The sequence below is a fragment of the Verrucomicrobiia bacterium genome (assembly GCA_035946615.1).
Classification (GTDB): domain Bacteria; phylum Verrucomicrobiota; class Verrucomicrobiia; order Limisphaerales; family UBA8199; genus DASYZB01.
In genome coordinates, this window is record DASYZB010000091.1 from 14,020 (window position 1) to 34,529 (window position 20,510).

Below are 20,510 nucleotides of genomic sequence, written 5' to 3' on the forward strand. Positions count from 1 at the left end.
GGGTCCCTCTGTGTGTAGTCCATCCCACGGTCCTCCCAGTCAGAAGCGGGCGCCCACGCTCTATGCCATCATCGCGATCAAGCTGCTCAAGGGATTACTCTTCGTTCTCCTGGCTATCACCGCTTACACGCTCTCGGATAACGATCTGCCGGCCGAATACAGGAATCTTCTGTTGCATCTGAAGCTGAACCCGGAACGGAAGTTCTGGGCCGATTTGGCTGTTCAAGTAGGAAGTCTCACGGAGCAGAAGGTCCTCTGGACGGCTGCCGGAACCCTGGTTTACAGCCTGTTCTCCCTGGTCGAAGGCGTCGGGTTGGTTTTTCGCGTAAGCTGGGCGGGTTGGATGGCCATTGGAGAATCGGCATTTTTTATTCCAATCGAGATTTACCGCCTGGTCAGTGATCACCGCAACCACAAAGCTCCGGTGATGCTGTTGGTGATTCTAGCCATTAATATCCTGATCGTCTGGTATCTATTCCAGAATCGCCAGCGCCTGTTCCGCCATCATCACCGGCAGTAAGGCACTTTCACAATCCTCCACATGAACTCTTCCAGTCGCCCGTTCAATATTTCCCGGCGTTCGTTTCTCAAGGCTTGCTCATTAACCGCCGCGGCCAGCGGCTTGCCGCTTTGGTTTGTGCAAGAGGAACTGTTGGCCGCTGACGCCCAGACCAAACCGCTTGCCGCCAACGACCGCCCCGGCATCGCCCTTGTCGGCTGCGGCGGCATGGGCCGCGGCGATGCCGGTAATGCCTCACGTTTCGGCGAGTTGCTGGCCGTGTGTGATGTGGATAAGAACCATGCCGAAGCGGCAAGCAAGCAGTTTGCCAAAAACGGCAAAGCGCCGGAAAAGTACAACGACTTTCGCAAGCTCATGGAGCGCCAGGATGTCCATGTGATTCTAACCTGTACCCCGGACCATTGGCATACGCTGGTCAATCTCGCCGCAGTCAAAGCGGGCAAGGACATTTATTCCGAGAAACCGCTCACCCTGACCATCGATGAAGGCAAACGGCTGGTTGAAGCCGTGCGCGAGCGAAAGACCGTGTTTCAGACCGGCACCCAGCAGCGCAGCGACCCCCGGTTCCGGCTGGCTTGCGAGTTGGTGCGCAATGGCCGGCTCGGCGCCCTCAAATCCATTACAGTCTGGCTCCCAGCAGGCTTGCGCGAAGGCCCCTTCAAGCCGGTCCCGGTCCCTTCCGAACTGAATTGGGATTTCTGGCTCGGCCAGGCCCCGAAAGTGGATTACATGCCGCAACGCTGTCACTTGTTCTTTCGGTATTGGTACGATTACTCCGGCGGGACCATGACCGACTGGGGCGCGCACCATAACGATATTGCCCGATGGGCTGTTGGGTTGGATGGGCCGGTCAGCGTTGAAGGCAGAGCCCTGGCCCAGCCCATCCCGGGCGGCTACACCGCCATTAGCGAGTACGATGTCCAGTTCACTTATGCGAACGGCGTCCTTCAGAATGCCCGCACCACGCGCGCCGATAATATCTACGGGGGCGTCGAGGACCCAGCAGGCCAGCGCAACGGCATCCGCTTCGAGGGGAGTTCCGGCTGGATTTGGGTCAATCGCGGCGCCCTGCGGGCCAGCGATAAGGCACTCATTGAAACCCCGCTGCCGGAAAGCGCCCATCGGCTTTATAAAAGCGACGATCACATGGGCAACTTCTTTCAATGCGTCCGATCCAGAAAAGCGCCCGTCGCCGATGTCGAGGCTGGACACCGCTCGGTGACGATGTGCCACCTTGGGAATATCGCCCTGCGGACGGGGCTCAAGCTTACCTGGGACCCCGCTCGCCAGGAGTTTACAGGGCCTGAAGCAAAGCAAGCCAATGCATATCTCATCCGCGAAATGCGCAAGCCGTATGATTACGGTTTTGTGGGCTAACGGCTCGGTTTGCTGAATGGCATCAGTCCGCGCGAAACGTCTTGGACTGCGCCAGTCCCTGGCGCTTTTGGGCGGTCCATTGGGCAGGAGGTTCCATTATGAGGTCTGGTGGCATTTGGATTGGGCGGGCAGGGTCATAACGGAAAGAAGCGTCATGCGCAAAATTTTCATAACCCCTGCTTGACCTCTGCGGGACAGGCGAACAAGCTGGACACTGTTAATTAACAACTTTGACATGAACATAAAGGCTCTCTTTTGCGCTCTGCTGCTCTTCGCAATGATTTCACTGGCCGGCGCGCTACCGGCGGCGCGCCACGCGCGCAACGGCACAATCTCCCGCGCACCCTACCTGGGCGCCATCGTGGTGGACGCCTCTACGGGCAGGGTCTTGTTCGAAGACCACGCCGATACCAAAGGCTACCCCGCCAGTGTGCTCAAGTTGATGGACCTGTTGATTATCCTCGAGAAAATCGAGCATGGGCAACTCTCGCTTCAGGACCAGGTCCCGGTGAGCGCCAAGGCATCGCACACGGGCGGCTCACGCGTCTGGCTCAAAGAGAAGGAATCGTTCACGGTCGATGAGATGCTCTATGCCCTGATGATCCAGTCCGCAAACGATTCCGCCGTCGCCCTGGCCGAAAAGGTAGCCGGCAACACCGACGCCTTTATCGAGTTAATGAACCGAAAAGCTAAAGAGCTGGGCATGACAAGCACGGTCTTCCACTCCGTCCATGGTTTGCCCCCCGGCCGCGGTCAGCACCACGACCTCACCACCGCGCGTGACCTGTCCATTTTGTGCCGGGAAGTGCTCCGGCACACCGATACCCTGCGTTATACCTCGACTCGCGAGCGGCCTTTCCGCCAAAACGTGCCCGGCAAAACGATCATTATGCGCGCCCATAACCATCTGCTCGGTCATGTCCAGGGCTGTGACGGGCTTAAGACCGGCTACATCGCCCAAGCCGGCTTTTCCATAGCGGTGACCGCTTCGCGCCAGGGCCGGCGTCTGGTGGCCGTGGTGCTCGACAGCACCGATTTGAAGACGCGCGATCACAAAGCGGCGGAGTTGGTCGAGAAGGGTTTCAGCCTGCTGTTGCCCGGAGCCGGCCTTCCGCAGACCGCCCACCGCCGCTAAGAGCCAAGCCACCTCCACGGGCAAAGGTTTTCTCAGCGCCTCAACCTCTCTGGTTATAGTTTGGCGGCCTCGCAGGCTTGAAATCCAAGACGCCCATCTGGACCCGGTCCCGCTCTCCGGTCTGCCACGTTCATCCTTTGGACCTCCGACCCTTGACGCCATAAAAAACGAGCGTACAGTTTCACTTGCAGCCTGGTCACAGTATTTAGGAAGGAGAACTAATTATGAAAACGCCGTATAATCGTCGAGAGTTCCTGACCGAGGTCGGCCAAGGCATGCTCATCGCGGCGGTTGGCTACGATGTCGCCAACGATCTTGGGTTCGGCTCCGCTTTGGCCCAGGAGACCGCCGGCCGCCTTTCGTTTGGGACACTCGAACCCCTCGTTTGTCTCATGCAGGAAACACCCGTCAATCATTTGCTGCCCACGCTCGCCAACCTGCTGCATTCCGGCACAGGTTTGCGGCAATTGACATCCGCGGCCGCCCTCGCTAACGCCCGCACCTTTGGCGGGGAGGACTACGTTGGGTTTCATACGATGATGGCCTTGGCGCCAGCCCTGCGCATGGCCCGCGAACTCCCAGCCGAATTGCAACCGCTCCCGATATTCAAGGTGCTGTATCGAAATACCAACCGCATTCAGGAATACGGCGGACGCAAAGTGGAAGTCCTGCGCCAGGTCGCGCCGGCGGCTCAAAGCTCAACTCCGATCAACGGTGAACTGCTGCGCGACGCCGTGAGGCGCAAAGACGTCACCGAGGCCGAGCAGGCCTTTGCCCGGATCGCGCAAAGCTCGCCAGAAGACGCTTTCAACGATTTGTTATTCGCCGTCGATGATCACACTGAGGTGCATCGTGTCGTATTGCCCTATCGCGCCTGGGACTTGCTCGGCCTCATCGGCAAAGAACAAGCCCATACCCTGCTTCGGCAATCCGTCCGTTACTGCGTCAAAGCCGAATCCTGGCAGAATCCCGGCGGGGGAAATGCCCCACGCGCGCTCCTGCCCAAATTACTGGAAGCGCGCAAACTGCTGGGGCGCATGCCCGGGGAACGAAAACCTGACGACGGATGGGTCGAGCGAACCAGCCAGACCATCTTCAAATCCACACCGGAGCAGGCCGCCGAAATCGCAGCCGCATCGCTTGCCGAAGGCATTGCTCCTGCCGCAGTTGGCGAAGCGATTAGCCTTGCAGCCAATCAACTCATTCTGCGCGATATGGGCCGCACCCCTCGAGACGAGGTCGCCGGCAAACCCATTGGCAGCGTGCATGGTGACTCGATCGGTGTCCATGCCTGCGACTCCGCCAATGCCTGGCGCAACATGGCCCTCGTCACCAACTCCCGAAACTGCTTTGCGTGCCTAATTCTGGGCGCCTACCAGGTCGCATTCGATCGCACCGCGCGCGGCGGCGATTTTCTCAACTGGCAGCCCCTGCCCTTCGCCCGGCACCTGCAGGAAATCAAGAGCAACAATCCTCAGGACCTTCTGCGGGACGCCGAAGAGGCCATCCGCGGGAACCTTCAAGCCAAAGCCAGCGCCGTTGCCCAACGTTACGGCGAGTTAGGTCACGAGCCACGGCCCTTGTTCGATCTCTTCTTGCGCTATGCCGTGAGTGAAGATGGCTCGCTTCACGCTGAGAAATTCTACCGCACAGTCTCTGAAGAGTTCGCCGCCACCCGCCCCGCCTACCGTTGGCGGCACGTCATCGCCCTGGCGCGCGTCACCGCCAGTGAATTCGGACGCCCCGCCCCGGGCATGGCCGAAGCCAGGTCTCTCTTGAAAGTATAGCGTCAGCCTCAGGGGCCTTGGTACGCGCGCAGCGTCTTGGACTGCGCCAGTCCTCTGGCGCTTTGGAACCGCCCTGTGGGTTGATATCCCTCACCACAGCACGGAAGAACCAAAGAACCAAGGTGTTTGGCTGGATTTGGCGGGGCAACGGGTTAAAATGCCGAATGCGCTCTAAAACCTTACGGTCAATGGTGCCTAAATCAGTCGTGCGGATGTTGATGATTTTCCCCGCGCTTTTATTGACGCTCAGTTCGATGGCCGCCCGTGCCTCCACGTTCTCGGCCTTATGCTCGGTGCGGCGGCATATGCCTGCGTGGGCGTTGCGATGAATCTCGCCGGTAACGGCTCGAATTTTAATCTGAAGATCAACGATCTGTTTCCCGCATTGCCCTACACGATTGAGAGCAGCACGGATTTGAGGACGTGGATGACTTACCTGGCATTCACCCCCAGCGCGACCAATTCAATCCTGTCGGTGACCAACAAATCCACCCGGCAGGTGTTTTTCCGCATCAATTATTAGAGCGGCGGCACTGCGCCACTTTTGAAAATGTGGCAGCAGCCCCTACGGCTTCCAATTCCCTTCGGCGGAGCCATCTGGACTCGCAAGGACGACTTTGTAACCGTTCGCAGAAAGCATCCGCTGGAATACCCACGAACCGCCACTTTCATGAACAAACGTTCTATGGTCATGGAGCCGGCGGCGCGGGTAAGATGGGGAAACCATGACGGATAACCAGCTTTTGACCCCCATTGTTAATCAAGAATTGCGTCCGAATTCGCGAAATACTCGGATAGCTGGATTTTGCTCTCGCGCAAGGAATCTTCTCAAAATGAAGGGTTTCGGGCAGAACCTGGCAGGTTTCCAAGATTTCCAATCAGCGCAACAGACCTTGTCAGCCGCTCTGCCTGCCGTGGGCGCGCCCTCAAGAAACCTGCTGAAGCGAGCTTTCCTCGCGGCCGGAGCTGTAACCTTGAGCCTGGTTTGGGTCGCTGCCGGCGCCGAACCTAAATCGAGCGTTTCCACGCCTGACGCGGTCCGCCAAGAACACGCGTTCATCGGCGTCGGTTCAACCAAATCCACGGAGCATACGCAGAACCCCGATGCGCAATGGTTTCCTCAAGCCGGGTTGGGCTTGTTTATTCATTGGGGATTGTCCTCGGTAAAAGCCATGAACATCTCGTGGCCGATGATCCCTGGCCGGGCATTGGCCAAAAAGCGAATTGATGATCCGGCCGAACGAGAGCGCATCATCCGGGAGAGCGACTGGAATCTGAACGGCAAGAAGCCGCCCATCACGCCCAAACAATATTGGCTCATGGCCAAGGACTTCAATCCGCAGCAGTACGACCCGGAGAAGTGGCTCAAGGCAGCCCGCGAGGCCGGCTTTGCCTACGCGGTCCTGACGACCCGGCATCATGAGGGCTTTTCCCTGTGGCCGAGCGCCTATGACGACTTTAACACAAAACTCTACATGGGTGGCCGGGACCTGGTGAAGGATTACGTCGTGGCCTGCCGCCGCAATGGCCTCAAGGTCGGCCTTTATTATTCGCCGCCCGATTGGCATTTCGATCACGATTACATGAATTTCCTGTATCACGGCGCCGCAAAACTGAATCCCGAATTCCCGTCGCTCGATGCGGATTTGAAACCGCGCGCGACCCGGCACACGGCGGAGGAACTGGCCCGGCACCAGGCCGAGTATGCCCGGCTAGTGAATGGTCAGGTCGAGGAACTGCTCACTCGCTATGGGAAGATTGATCTGCTCTGGTTTGATGGCAAGCCGGCAGCGGGCGCCAACCCGATCATCTCGCAGGAGCGGATTCGTCAGTTGCAACCCGGCATTGTCATTAACCCACGGCTGCATGGGCACGGGGATTTTGTCACATTCGAGCGCACCCTGCCGGTCACCACGCCGGTCAAAGGGTGGGCAGAATTTTGCAACACCTGGACTACGGCCTGGCCGTACACACCGCAACCGTTCCGCGCGCCGGGCTATGTCCTTGGCCAACTGGCAACCAGCCGCTCGCTGGGGGTGAATTACCTGTTAGGGGTCGGTCCCATGGCCTCGGGGGAATTCTGCCAGGCGATTTACGATAACATGCAGAAAATCGCCCCGTGGATGCGGCGCAATCGCGTTGCCGTCACAATGGCCAAGCCCTTGCCGGCCCTCGAGACGGCCTCGGTTCCTGCCACCGCTTTGGGCGCAACGCGGTATCTGTTCGCGTTGCCACGGTTCAGCCAGGGCGGCGCGTATGAAAAGGACCTGCTGCCGCCCAGCGACGTGGTCCTAACTCTCACCGGGGCGCAAAAACCGGCGCGTGTCATTCTGACCAGCCAGGATCGCGACCTGGAGCATGAGTATTCCGCAACAACTTTGACGATTCGCTTGCCTGCCGCCAAACGCACACAGCTCGTGGATGTGGTGGAAGTGGACCTGCAGGCGGAGCCCCAATCGAATGCCCGGGTCCATTGAAACCTGGAACGGTTAGCGCGGTGCTTTCGCGCTCAGAGCCTCCGCGGAACTTTAAACAGGCTCTCAGATCGAACAAACGTTCAATAGCGCGCTCCGTGCGAATGTGGCAATAATTAGCGAGCCATTAAACCAATTTATCTCATGAATCAGGATGCCAGCACCGGCTCGATCCTGGCCTTTCGGGGTGCTCATGCCAACAACTCATGGAAATCTTTATGAAAAAGAATTCACTCTTCCAAACCAGCGCATCCGCTTGGGCTCTGCCCGTCCTGCTCATCGTTCTGTATCTTGTTCCTGCCCGCATATTGGCTGCGGATCAGACCTGGACCGGCGCGGGCGGGGACGGTTTTTGGCACAATGGCGGCAACTGGGCCGGTGGCATCCTGCCTTCGGCGGGAGATTCTCTCTCTTTCTCGGGAACAGTTGGCCTGGCCAACACAAATAATTTCAGCATGGGCACCGCCTTTAGCGGGATCACCTTCAAGGGGCCGGGCGGATTCACGCTCTCGGGAAATTCGATTGGTTTGGCCGGTGGGATTACCAACCGCCAGGTAGTGACCCCTGAATCCATCAACCTTTCGCTATCATTGAGCGCCAGCCAGGACATCGATGTGGTGGGCAATGGGTTGCTGGCCATTAACAGCGCCATCTCTGGGGCCGGCGGTATCACCAAGACCGGCGATGGGGTCTTAACGCTCTCAGGAGCAAACAGCTTCACTGGGCCTGTGGGAATTTTAGGCGGGAAATTAGCCGTCAATTCAGCCGGAAACCTGGGTGCGCCCTCACGGCTTTCAATCGATAAGGGCGCTCTTGAGACCACCGCCAGCCTGGCGCTCAACTCGAGCATGGGCATCGCTTTGGGCCCAAATCCCGGCGCCGGCGCCGGGACGCTCACCGTCGATTCGGGCACAACCTTGTCGTATGGCGGGGTGATAGCAAATAATGGCAGTGGTCCCGATGGCTTGACCAAAAACGGCTTCGGCACCCTGGTCCTTTCGGGGGCCAATACTTATACCGGCTCAACCTCCAACCGGGTTGGCACTTTGACTCTGGATTTCTCCCAACCTGGCGCGCCGCTAACCAACATTATCTCGCCGAGTTCTTTCCTTATTCTTGGTGGAGAAAATGCCGGGTTCGGCGCGCTTAATTTCGCCCAACTCAATTTGGTAGGAGGTGGCGGAGCCGCGAATTCCCAGACCTTCAATGGGACACATGTCACCTTTGCGTCCTCGGTGATCCTCGCAACCAACGGACCCGGCGGCACGGCCAATCTTGACCTGGGCGCCCTCGATCACGACCCGGGCGGGACGCTGACCCTCATTACCCCGGCCTTGGGAGGAGGGGGGAACATTATCACCTCGAGCACGAACGTGAACGGCATCCTGGGCGGCTGGGCGACTCTCGGCGATGGATCGGCTGTGACGATCACCGGCAATAACGTCGCCAATTCCATCATCCTCGGGACCGATTTCGCGAGCGTCGATCCCCTCGGGCATATCGTTAATTTCACCGGTTACACGCCTCTGGCCAATGGCCAAACCATCCACAGTATCAGCACCGCGGCGGCCAATCTGCTCATCACCAGCGCCGTCACCGGAGATATGCTCGTGGATAACGACAACGCGGGAACACTCACGGACGTCAACGCTATCAACTGGAACCGGACGGACAACGGCGTTACTCTAAAGATCGGCATCGGAAACACCCTGCGGCTTGGCCGCTTTGGCGCCATCTTCAAGCCCAATACAACCTCGGGCCTAACCTGGTTGATCGGCGAGACGCCCAAAGGCGCCAATGGGCCGGACCAAAACATCGGCATCCTGACGGCGGGTGGCGCCGATAACACGCCAGGCGAGATCGTGGTTGATGTCAACTGCGCCAGTTCATCCTCTGGAACGCTCATCATTGATTCTCAAATCACCGACAACGGCTCGGCTCCAGTTACGTTTGTGAAAACCGGAGCCGGCTCAATGAAACTGCGCGGCCACAACACCTTCTCGGGCGGCACTTTCCTCCTCCAGGGCCGCGTCCAATTTGTCGGTGGCGAGGGCGGCGTTGGCACGGGCAATGCCGATGCGGGCGGCACCGGCCCTATTTATATCCTTCCCGGTTGTTATCTCTTCCCCAGCGGCGCCGGCCCCACGACCCCAGTCACCAACGCCGTCTTCATTGCGGGCAACGGCACGGCGGGCGAGCCTCTGGGCGCGATTCGCACGACAGGTGGCTGGCTCTTTAATGGACCGTGGACCCTGATTGGGGACACCACCATCGGCGGTAACGGCGGCGCCAGCGGGGCCATTGGGGCTAAACTCTCCGGACCGTTCAACCTGTCTTTGTGCTCGCCGGTCACAGTCAACGGCACCGTCTCCTTGACCAACTCGCAAAATGATTGGAGCGGCACGACCACGATGAACGCCAGTCCCCATGGCGCCAACACCTTCCTGAGCGGCAACAGCGAGATCATCCCCAACGGCTTTGGCAAAGGCAACGTCCTCATGAACGGCTTGGGCGCCGACACAATCACATGGAATATGAACGGCTTCAACGAAACCATCAACGGCCTGTCCAGCTCCGGCGTGGGGGCAAGTTGCTTCATTGTCAACAATGGCCCCTCGCCTTCTTCGCTCACGATCGGCGACAACGACCAGTCCGGCGTCTTCGCCGGCGCGATTCAAGACGGTGCTAACAACATCACACTGACTAAGATTGGCGGGGGTGTCGAAATGCTGACCGGCAACAACACCTATTCGGGCCCCACTCTCATTAACGGGGGCGCGCTGGCTTTGAGCGGCGCCGGCTCGATTGCAACCAGTTCCTCTATTCAGGTCAACCCCGGCGCCGCGCTGGATGTTTCCGGCGTGACCGGCGGATTCTCCTCCTTCAATCCGATTGGGATTAATGGGGGTTCGATCATCGGTAATACCTCCGCTTCCGGCATTACCAGCCTCGGCCTGACCAATTCATCGCTTGCGCTTTCAGTGGACCCCAGCGTGACCAATCTGGTCGTCGGCAGCTTGACAACGGGCGGCGCCAATACCATCAATATCAGCTCTGTCTTTAACGTGCCCAGTTACCCTGCCCTCTTCACGCTTCTCAAGTACACCGGGGCCATTGCCGGGAGCGGCTACAATTTCACCCTCGGAACCCTGCCGACTTCCACAACCCTAGGCTATGTCTCGAATGATACGGCCAATGCATCTGTGGTTTTGGTTTTAACCTCCGGGCCCAAAGCGCTCACTTGGGCCGGCAATGTGAACAACGACTGGGACATCGCGACAACCGCAAACTGGACTTTTTCCGGCAACCCCGTCCAATTTAATAATTTGGACTCGGCATTTTTCGATGATACCGCTGCAACCACCACCGTGAACCTCGCAACCGTGGTTCTGCCCGGCGCGATTACAGTCTATACAACTAACGGTTACACCTTTACCGGGAACGGAGCTATCAGCGGCGCCACCTCATTAACCAAGAACGGCTCGGGACCTTTGACGTTGCTCGAAACGGGGGGCGATACCTTTAATGGCGGCGTGGCAGTCAATGAAGGCGCGGTCATTTTCGGCGCCGATAACGCCATCGCCGGCGGGCTGGCTATTGGCGGCACGGCCAACGTCCAGGTTGGGACCAATGGTGGCACTGGAACCTTGCCCTCGGGCGGCGTAGCCGACAATGGCGCACTCACCTTCAACCGTGGAGCGGACCTGGTGGTGCCCAATCCCATCTCGGGCACGGGCGTGGTAAGCAAGATCGACTCGGCCATCTTAACTTTGAGCGGGGGCAATGGCGCCCTTGCCGGTGCGGTCAGCGTGGCCCAAGGAACTCTCAAAGCCGGCAGCAGCAGCGCCTTGGGCGCGCCCGGCGTGGTCACAACAGTCAGCAGCGGCGCCACTCTTGATGTCAATGGCCAGCAACTCAACAATGTGACTGTGGTTGTTTCAGGGGCTGGCGCCGGCGGCCAGGGCGCCATTGTTAACTCTGGGCCAGACAATATCAATGCCTTGGGCTGGGTGACCCTTGCCGGCAATACGACTTTTGGCGGCACCGGGCGTTGGGACATCCGCGGAGGCGCGGCCCAACTGCTAACCGTTCCTCCCAGCAGCCCCTATACACTCACTAAGATCGGTCCGAACCAAGTTTCGTTGGTTGGCCTGACGGTGGATGCCGGCCTTGGCGACATCAACGTCCTGAACGGCCTTCTCAGCGTCGAAACCACTACCGGTTCGCTGGGAGACCCCAATCACACCTTGACCGTCGCGCCGGGGGCTGAACTTCAGTTCTATAACAGCACCATCTCATTGGGCAAAAAATTTGTGCTCAACGGCACCGGAACCAACACCACGCTCAATTGCGGGAGTGGGATAGCCAATTCAGTTGGCGGTCCGGTGGTCCTCAATGGGAATTGCCTGTTTAACGCCGCTAGCGGCTCCGCCCTGACATTTAACGGCGCTCTGAGCGGCAGCGGCAGCTTCATTAAGACCGGGAGCGGAACCAATGTGATAGCGGGAGTTGTCACAGCCAGTTATGGCAGTACCATCATCAGCAATGGCACCTTGGCCGTCGAGGGGACCGTGGGTAGCAATGTGGCTGTCTATAACGGCGGTATCCTGGGAGGTTTCGGCGCAGCCACCGGGAATGTGGGGATTACCAACGGCATTTTGAGCCCTGGGGATGCGAATCTGCCGCTGGCCATGCTCACATTGGGCGCGTTGGTTCTCGATAACGCGACTTGCACGTTCGAGCTCTCGACAGCGGCTTCATCGGGCAACGATCAGGTCGTGGTGACGGGCGGATTGACTCTGAGCGGCACCAACACACTGCAAATCGTCCCCCCAGCGACGATGAATCCAGGCGATGTGTACACCCTTTTCCGCTACAGCGGCGCTCCCCTGCCCAGCAGCGCTACCAATAACCTCATTGTGCTTTCCACCCAGGCCGGTTTCACTTTCTCCATCGTCGATCCGGCAACAACCCCAGGCGCCATCAATCTCCTGGTCCAGACAGCCATTGGTGATGATCTCTGGACCGGTGCCACCTCATCCATCTGGGACAATTCCACAACGAACTGGACCAGAAATGCCGCCCCGGCTGTGTTTAATAACCTCGATTTCGTCTCCTTTGATGATTCGTCCTCTGTGACAAACGTGAGTCTCTCCGGCGCGTTGACGACCTCCGGCATCACCATGAACAATGCCAGCCGGGCCTACACCTTCAGTGGCAGCGGCAAGCTCACCGGAAAAGGCGGATTGCACGTCGCCGGCATCGGATTGACGATCGCCAATCAGGGCAGCAATGACTTTACCGGACCGATCACGATTGATTTTGGCATATTGCAGGTGGGTAATGGCGGCGCTAATGGCAACCTGGGCTCAAGCATTCTCACCAACAACGGTTCGCTGGTGTTCGATCGGACCGGGAGTTTGATGGTGAACAACTCCATCACCGGCACGGGCTCGCTGACAAACATCGGCACGGGAATCGTAACCCTGAGCGGCGCCAGCACTTTTGACGGCGAGGTGGACGTGTTCCAGGGCACCCTTCAGATCAACAACAATGCCGCTCTGGGCAGTACAGTCGGAAATACTGTCGTCACCAATGGCGCAACCTTGGACCTCGGCGGCCCGGGTTTGGCCAGCAACGGATTGAATCTCGGCCAGGAACACCTCTTCGTCAGCGGCGGTGGTGTAGGCGGCAAAGGTGTTATTGTCAATAACGGCAGCCAGGGCCAGATTCATGCCCTCCAAGTCGTGAGCCTGACAGGTGATGCAACCTTTGGGGGCACGCAACGGTGGGACATTCGCGCCGCAAATGCGACCAGCCTCACCGAGTTGAACACCGCCGGCCAGTCGTTCAACTTGACCAAGGTGGGCGCCAACCAGATATCTCTTGTCGGGGTTGCCGTGGACCCGGCGCTCTCCAATATCGTGGTGCTGGCAGGCATGCTGGGTGTCGAGGCTGGAACAACTTCTTTAGGCGATACTAACGCCACCATCAGCATCGCCAGCAACGCAACTCTCGAGTTTTATCAGTTGGTGGCAACCAACATCGCCAAGCCGCTTGTTCTTAGCAACGCCGCCACCGTCCTGAATAATAGCGGCGCCAACGTCTATGCCGGCTCTATCTCTCTGGAGGGGGACGCGACTTTCAACATTGGTGGGACCTCTTTCACCCAAAGCAACAGCATCAGTGGCACGGGCGGCCTCATTAAGAGCGGAGGCAGCCCGCTGCTCCTGGCGGGCCCTTTGACTTTCGCCGGCCAGACCAAAATCACCGCGGGCCGCCTTGCGCTTGTGGGTGATTCGTTGACCGCGAGTTCCCTGATTAATATTGCTGCTGGAATGCTGGACCTAAGCCAGGCCTCGAGCCCTACCCTCACTTTGCTGTCCGGCCAAACCCTGGAAGGCGCCGGCACAATTTGGGGCAGCGTGATTGCCGGCGCGGGTTCCACGGTCGCCCCCGGCAGCCTGAGCGCCCTGACGGTCACCAACACCATCACTCTTCAAGGCCAAACCGTGATGGAACTCAACGCAGCGGCGGGAACTGCCGACCAGCTCGCCGCTGCCAGCATCGCCTACGGCGGCGCTCTGACGGTTACCAATGTCAATGGCGCTTTGGCCTCCGGCAACAGCTTTAAACTTTTCAGCGCCCCGAGCCTAACGGGAACCTTCAACGCAATCACCCTGCCCGCACTCTCGCCAGGGTTGTATTGGAGCAATACCCTTGCCGTGGACGGCAAAGTCGCTGTCGCCGGCGCGCTCCAAGTGCGGCCCATCCTGGGGATTCTCTCGAGTTCGCAAGGGGGCTTTGTGCTGAGTGGCACAAACGGGACTCCTGGCGCCACCTATTACGTGCTATCAACCACCAATGTCGCCTTGCCGCTCTCTGAATGGACGCCGATTGCCACGAACCAACTCGACTCATCCGGAGCATTCCATTTCACCAATTCCGAATCTCTGTCTCAGCAGTATTTCATCCTTCAATTGCCTTAGAGCTACCGAGGGCAACCTGATTGGGCTCCACTCGATGGAATAGCCCTTCAACGCTGACGGGCTCTGAAGAAGCCGGCAGGCAGGCCAGCCGGGAGCGGCAGTTCGACCGTGTTGGATGCGCCGGCGAGGTAAGGCAACTCGGCAATATCCATCCAATTGGTCGGGCCATCCAAGGCCTGGGCCTGCTGCAGCACAAAGGCGGGCGCAGGGCTATTCCAACTAATGGCCAGTGTGCCCGCAGCCTGGGTCATAGCCAGAAAGGGCGAACTCAGCGGTTGAAAGGCGCCCGGGAGGGTGGCGAATTGGCCATCTTCGCGAATCGCTTGCGCATCGGGCAGCAGGCCGGGCTTGACATTGTTCCTGATGCGCACGCCCGGGTAATCGCATGCCCAGAGGTCCGCCACAACATGGTTGGTGAGCGCCGTCAATCCGTAGTTCGTCAGGGGCGGGCCGAAGTAATTGCCGATGATGTTGGCATCGGTGACGTTGTGCAGGGTGATGGCGCCCCGGCGCCACTGCAGAAACGCGTTGTAGAGGATGCGGATGCCGGAGATTTCCTGTCCCTGCGGGATGTAATCGGAGGCGGCGATGGCCTTGTGCAACTGAATCAATGCCCAGGTGGGTTCCTGGTTCGGATCGGTGTTGTGGATGGCTTCGTAGGAACACCCGCCATCCGCCAGAACGTTGTCCATGATCACGACATTGGTGGGCACGAAGGAATTGGGTCCACTCAGGCTCAATGCCGGATGCGCCGCGATAGCGCTGACTCCCATCCCAGTGATGACATTGCGCGCGATCAGCATGTTATTGGCCCGGCAATAAATGCCGTGGATTCTTGAATTGCTGAAGGTGTTGTTGAGATAGACGGCGGAGCTGTTCAGTGAATTATCAAACAGAAGCGTGTTGGTCGTGTCCAGGCCGGCAAAAATGCCTGAGATATTGTGATCGAAGGTAACATAAGGTGGTTCAACGCTCGTGATGGAGGCCCGGTTAAAAACCGTTCCATTGGTCCCATTGTAGAACATAACATCATCACCCGCCTGCAATTGCTGGCTGGTCACGTCCGCCAGGGCGCCTCCGGGAGTATATCCGATCAAGTGGAAGGTATTTGTCGAATTGGGGACAGGGCCTGCGACGAAAAAAGGAAGGGTGTTTGCATTGGCTACATCGTCGCTTAACCCGATGAAATTGCAGCCCTCGACCCAGGGTCCTATGCGCGGGTTGCCGAATAAGCCGCCATCGGCATTGGTGGTCTTGACTCGAGGGACGCCCTGCGGGCCTCCAGGGGAAGGGCCAATGATGATTTGGCAATCGATCTCGTTTACGAGGTAGGAGTTACTGCCGGCGAAAGCCGCCGCCGCCCCCGTATAATTGGTCAGGTCCAAAAAAGTTACCTGGTAGCAGTTGCGCGCCCGAAAGAGCGTGGAACCGTCCCAACGGCCAAGCTGGCACCAGATGTCGCCGGGTTGGATGGTCGCCAGTTTGGAGGCATTCTTGAGCACCACTTTGAAAATGCCGCTGGTTGGGGTCGCCTGAACGGCGCTGAAGTCGTAAATGGTGGAGTGATTGTCGGCCAGCCGCCCCGGGCGCGTGGGGTCCATGAACGTGCCCCACTGCGGCTGGTCGAGGTAATTGGAATTGGTCGGCGCAGGATAGCCTGGGTCCACGCGGAACTCGAACGCCTTTTCTGTGCCTGAGAGGTTCGTGGTCACTACCCCCTGCGTAAAGGGGAGAGGATCGTAATCGACCGAAAATCCCTGAACGATAATGTTGGTGCACATGAAGAGGTCGAGGAATCCGATGCGCGGATTTGCGATCAGGACCTTGCAGCCGTTGCCATTGACCAGAACCGCTGTTGCGTGAGAGAGCGACAAGGGCACGCCCGCCGTGGTTGAGTTGTTGGTGATGATGTAGGTCGCACCGGACTGGAAACGGACCTCGGCGCCCCCGCTCAGGCTTGCCGCTGCGTTGAGCGCCCCTTGGATCAGTTGTATATCCGACCCGCCGGTTGGTGCTCCGACGCTCACGACGTTTGCCGCAGGCGGCGTGGGCAGAGCGAGCAACGGGCCTGGCCGTGGATGCCAATCTACGGACACCGGGCCGACAGACCGTGCAGAGGGAGGTGCTGCGTTGCTGGGAAACTGAAAGATAAGATAGTGCGCCAGGACGGCGCCCAGAGAATTGGTGATCGGCATGTTGTCGAACACGGTATTTGTGACCCCGCTCGCCGCCACCTTGACCGTTGCGGAGGCAAGAAACGCGTCATAAGCGAGCGCGAACTGCACCGGTGCGCCCGTGTTCGCATAGGCTGAGGGAACGAGAACCCCGCCGTTCTCGCCGCTTCCGCTATAAAGGGTGAGCGAGCCGTTGCCTTGCACCTTGAGCCAGGGGCCGCTCTGGCTGCCATTGCCCGCCAAAAACTGGTTGCTGTTCCCGAACCCAAAGCCGACCCACTCGGACGATGCGGGGGGCAGACTCACTGTGGCGTAAATGGTCATCGACCCGTGCGGCCCGATCGGGATCAACGGAACGCCGGCTGAACCACCCAGGTTGGTAACAGGGTTAAACAGGTGGCCTTGGCCATCGATGGACAGCCCGAGGGCAGGTGAGCTCGCCTGCCACCCATCGCCTTGAACATCTATCCAGGGAATGCTGTTGGTCACGCTTCCAGCCGGTTGCGTGAAGAGGTCCTCGAAGATGATTTCCCCCAACGCCCGGTAACATCCGAGCAGCCCCAGGCCGCTCGCAAGCAACGCCAGAACTAATCGGTGCGCAGCGTGATACCGCCAAGCAGAAAGAGGGTTCATCGGAGAGCACCATGACACCATCGCTGCGCGCTGTCCAAAGAAAACCTGTAGGGCCCTAGAATTCGCTGTTACGCTCTTCCGCGGTTTTGCCTTTCTGTTTGCGGTCCTGTTCATTTTTCACCACAGAGTCGGAGAGAACGACTGCAAAAACCCTTTCGTTCTTTCTACGGGCAACCCTCATCTAACTCACTCCGCACACGGCGCAATCCTCAAGGTTACCGCCGCTTCTCGGACTGGCGCCTCGAGCGTGATGAGCAAGCGCACCGGTTTCTCCGGCGTCACGACGTCTTCGTCCAACGTTTCCGCGCTCACTTTAAACCCGCAGCCGCCGGTTTCGATGCCGACCCGCACGGCCCCCGCCTTGTCCGTAAGCAAGAGTTCGTGCTGCGATGTCTGCTTCCATTTGCCCCAAGTAATGAGCGTCGTTGCAAAATCCCTGGGTTCGCCGAAGCCCGCCTCGTCGCGCACCGTCAGCGAGACTGGGTCCGTCCGGTGGAAGAGAAATGTCCGTTGCAGCTTTTTCAGTTCCGGCACGGCGTATGCCGACCGCAGGTCAAAAGCCACCACATCCTCTGCGTCGCTAAAATCCGTGCGCAGCACGACCGCCCGGGCTCGGGCGCCCGCCTGCTGTAATTGACCGGCGACAACCGGCACGGCATGGCCGTAAGAGCTCAGTACTTTGCTGTCATAACGATGCGCGCTGAAGGTCCGCCGGGTATAAACCTCCGCGCCGGGGTCGCAAATCACCATGGAGCGGCCAGCCACGACGCTGAAGCTGCCGACGTCGTTGTGGTTGTGGTTTTCGGCATTGTTCCCGCCTTTGAGCGCCACTGCGAAGGGCGCCCCCGACCCGGGCGCTGGCCGGCAGATGAGCGCGCCCGCGTCTTTGAACCAGGTGCGCAATGGAGATTCCGCGGCCAATGGCGGATGCGCGATGACCGGCAAGGGCGAGGGGAGAGAGCAAAAGAGCATCGTCTCGGCCAGGCCGCCTCTTGGTCTGACAAATCCGGCTGGTTTGCCTGCCGGCGGTGTCAGCGCGAACCGCTCGCAAATGTAACGGACGAACTCCGCGTCCGGCCGGGTCCCTGGATGCACATCCGAGATGGTCAAATAAATGCCGTTGAGGATTTCGCTGCGGCGGCAAAAGAGCGCCGGCTCCAACGCCGCCGGTTGGGCCAGCAGGTCCACGCGCCCGCCAGTGGCCTGCCGAATCGTCTCGCCCAACGTCAGAAAATGCCCAAACCCGTAATTCCAATACCCAACGCCTTCGCTGCAGTACCCATCCGGCCCGAACCCACTCAGAAAACTCGCAATGTAATGCTCCGCCGCCGCAACGAACAGAGCCCGGTCTTGCCGTGAGTCCTCGAGCGCCAAGGCCGCCCCGGTCACGCCCGCCAGGCACACGGCGTTCCAATTGTTCTGAACGTGCAGCCAATAGATTTCAGCACGGCGCCCTTCGACCATGTCCCGGAATGGTTGGAGCGCGCGGCGCCGTACATTCTCCCGAATCAACCGCCTGGTGCCCGGGGAGAGCTTGTCACCCAAGACATAATCCGCCGTAGCCAGTTCCCAGGCAACGGCTGTCGCGCGCAGGTCCATCTCGACCGTGCGTCCGTAGAAATTGTTGAGCCGTCCATCATGGGCCGGAAGGACCCAGGTGCGTTCCTGGCAAATGGCTTGTACGGTTTCGGCGAGCGGGCCGACGAAGCGCCCGCGGTCTTCGAGCCCTTCAGCCAGGCTGAACGTGACCAACCGCTCGCCCCGCTCACCCAGGACCTTTTGGCACCGCTCCCGGTTGCCGGTTTTGGAGTAGTCGAGATAGAGGCTGTCCGGCAAGGCCGGCGCAGGTTCTTTGGCCAACGCCTCGGCTCGGGCAATTATGGACCCAAAGGCCGGTGTTTTCGCCAGCTTCTCCCAGGCAACGCGGTCGGTAACTGGCCGGCCCAATCCGGCCGGCGCAACCGGCAACCACTCGGCCAACTCTGTGACGCGTCCGGGCGCAATACTGGCCCCCGCCGAAGCGCTCAGGAGCGCAAACCAAAAAACCAGGCCCGCAGCAAACCTCGTGGGACCAAGCCAGACAGAATCAAACATGCCGCCAGAATGGCAGGAGCTGGTCTTCTCCGCAACACGCCCCGCGCCTTTTATGAAACCCTGGCGCGCGAGGCCGCTGCCGCCGCGCGGCTGGGCCCGCTCCTCGATGTGCCCCCGGGCGTCGAAGCGGCCACCCGCGAAACAACGGACACGACTTATTACTTCCTGCTCAACCTGACCGATACTCCGCACCATGTGCCGCTCCCGCGTCCTCTGAAAGGGTTGATTACCGGGCAAGAACAAGTTGCTGAGGTCAAACTCGCAGCACTCGAGTCGCCGTGCTCGCCGAGCGCAAGACATAAAGGGGTGAAGCCTCAACAAGAGCCCCCGAGGCTCCCACGCTCGAGGCTCCTGACGCCCGGGGCCGCGCTACTTGGCTGGCGAGGAGGCGCGCAGCCGCAGCCAGGCCAAGTCGGGATTCTTGGGCGATGGCTCGTCGTGCCGATGGTAATCCAGCGAGAAGGCGCGGATCGTTCGAGGGTCCTGCCATCGATGGAATTCAACATGAGCATCGGCGAATGAAACCACACCGCCCTGGTTATGGGAACTGTTGGGGAAATTGAAGAAGCTGTCGCGGGTCATGTAGATTCCGAAATAGGGCCAGCAAATGCTGTCGGGCTGCACATCCAGGAACGTCAGCAACCCGGCGGGCATATCGACTCCCGTTTGGGATTGTTTGTGAAAAACCGTGAACGCCGAGGAAAGCCGCGTATCCCACTCCCCGGCCCACCCGCAGTAACAGTTCAGGGAATAACTGCGCAGCCGGGGATAAGGGCGGCCCGAAATCATAATGGTGTCACGGTCCGTCGGGCACAAATACACCCTGCGGTCCTGAAGATAATTGGCGAACAGCGCGAATTTGGGGTCAAGAATGAGCGTCAGGTTGGTGTTATCCAGGACGTGGAAGAAAGCCCCCTGAACCCAAAGCTTTCGCACCGGGTTGGGTGGGTCGTTCATGCCATTGAGCGCGAGGCTATCCGCGTTGTCCGTGGCGTACATTGTCCAGATGGCCATCAGTTGCTTCTGGTTATTGGTGCATTGAACCCGTTTAGACGCGGCCTTGGCCCGGGCCAGGGAAGGCAGCAGCAATGCCGCCAGGATGGCAATCACGGCGATAACCACCAGCAACTCGACCAGTGTAAACCCAAGGCCGCCCTGCTTTGTGCCTCGCATAGCTCGTTTCGGGATGATTATCTACTTCTACACTTGCCCCCCGGCGATTGCAAGCCTGGGAAGTGGTGAGGAAGTATCCCCTCAGTGACTACGGGGCTGCCGGCTGAAGCCGGCGTTCCGGACGCGCGGAACGCCGCCTTTAGGCGGCAGCGCC

10 protein-coding genes are annotated in these 20,510 nt (G+C 59.4%); 7 read left to right on the forward strand and 3 right to left on the reverse strand.

What is annotated here, in order from left to right:
- Positions 1-10 precede the first annotated feature (10 nt).
- From VG146_13235 to VG146_13265, 7 genes are all read left to right on the forward strand, one after another.
- Positions 11-520, forward strand: coding sequence for a DUF2127 domain-containing protein (locus VG146_13235; protein HEV2393312.1), 510 nt, complete (start codon positions 11-13; stop codon positions 518-520).
- A gap of 21 nt (positions 521-541) precedes the next feature.
- A complete protein-coding gene (locus VG146_13240; protein HEV2393313.1) occupies positions 542-1,897 on the forward strand; it encodes a Gfo/Idh/MocA family oxidoreductase in 1,356 nt (451 codons plus the stop codon).
- A gap of 235 nt (positions 1,898-2,132) precedes the next feature.
- Positions 2,133-3,032, forward strand: a complete 900-nt coding sequence (locus tag VG146_13245; GenBank protein HEV2393314.1) for a D-alanyl-D-alanine carboxypeptidase family protein — start codon at positions 2,133-2,135, stop codon at positions 3,030-3,032.
- A gap of 224 nt (positions 3,033-3,256) precedes the next feature.
- A complete protein-coding gene (locus VG146_13250; GenBank protein HEV2393315.1) occupies positions 3,257-4,819 on the forward strand; it encodes a hypothetical protein in 1,563 nt (520 codons plus the stop codon).
- Positions 4,820-5,144: 325 nt separating this feature from the next.
- The gene (locus VG146_13255; GenBank protein ID HEV2393316.1) at positions 5,145-5,342 is read left to right on the forward strand and encodes a hypothetical protein; all 198 of its coding nucleotides are present in this window, start codon (positions 5,145-5,147) and stop codon (positions 5,340-5,342) included.
- Between the two features lie 451 nt (positions 5,343-5,793).
- On the forward strand, positions 5,794-7,296 hold the full coding sequence (locus VG146_13260; protein ID HEV2393317.1) for an alpha-L-fucosidase: 1,503 nt from the start codon (positions 5,794-5,796) through the stop codon (positions 7,294-7,296).
- Positions 7,297-7,511: 215 nt separating this feature from the next.
- Entirely contained in the window at positions 7,512-14,282 is a 6,771-nt protein-coding gene (locus VG146_13265) for an autotransporter-associated beta strand repeat-containing protein (GenBank protein HEV2393318.1), read from the forward strand.
- 47 nt (positions 14,283-14,329) lie between these two features.
- Here VG146_13265 and VG146_13270 read toward each other — a convergent pair whose 3' ends face one another.
- The 3 genes from VG146_13270 to VG146_13280 form a co-directional block, all read right to left on the reverse strand.
- Complete coding sequence (locus VG146_13270) at positions 14,330-17,089, reverse strand: hypothetical protein (GenBank protein ID HEV2393319.1); 2,760 nt, start codon at positions 17,087-17,089, stop codon at positions 14,330-14,332.
- Positions 17,090-17,275: 186 nt separating this feature from the next.
- Positions 17,276-19,183 (reverse strand): heparinase II/III family protein, encoded by a 1,908-nt coding sequence (locus VG146_13275; GenBank protein ID HEV2393320.1) that lies wholly within the window; start codon positions 19,181-19,183, stop codon positions 17,276-17,278.
- Between the two features lie 369 nt (positions 19,184-19,552).
- Complete coding sequence (locus VG146_13280) at positions 19,553-20,356, reverse strand: prepilin-type N-terminal cleavage/methylation domain-containing protein (GenBank protein ID HEV2393321.1); 804 nt, start codon at positions 20,354-20,356, stop codon at positions 19,553-19,555.
- Between the last annotated feature and the right edge of the window lie 154 nt (positions 20,357-20,510).

Excerpts from the sequence above, each read along its gene's own strand:
- VG146_13240 (HEV2393313.1), top strand. The coding sequence starts at position 542 with ATGAACTCTTCCAGTCGCCCGTTCAATATTTCCCGGCGTTCGTTTCTC.
- VG146_13245 (HEV2393314.1), top strand. The coding sequence starts at position 2,133 with ATGAACATAAAGGCTCTCTTTTGCGCTCTGCTGCTCTTCGCAATGATT.
- VG146_13250 (HEV2393315.1), top strand. The coding sequence starts at position 3,257 with ATGAAAACGCCGTATAATCGTCGAGAGTTCCTGACCGAGGTCGGCCAA.
- VG146_13255 (HEV2393316.1), top strand. The coding sequence starts at position 5,145 with ATGAATCTCGCCGGTAACGGCTCGAATTTTAATCTGAAGATCAACGAT.
- VG146_13265 (HEV2393318.1), top strand. The coding sequence starts at position 7,512 with ATGAAAAAGAATTCACTCTTCCAAACCAGCGCATCCGCTTGGGCTCTG.
- VG146_13270 (HEV2393319.1), bottom strand. The coding sequence starts at position 17,089 with ATGAACCCTCTTTCTGCTTGGCGGTATCACGCTGCGCACCGATTAGTT.
- VG146_13275 (HEV2393320.1), bottom strand. The coding sequence starts at position 19,183 with ATGTTTGATTCTGTCTGGCTTGGTCCCACGAGGTTTGCTGCGGGCCTG.
- VG146_13280 (HEV2393321.1), bottom strand. The coding sequence starts at position 20,356 with ATGCGAGGCACAAAGCAGGGCGGCCTTGGGTTTACACTGGTCGAGTTG.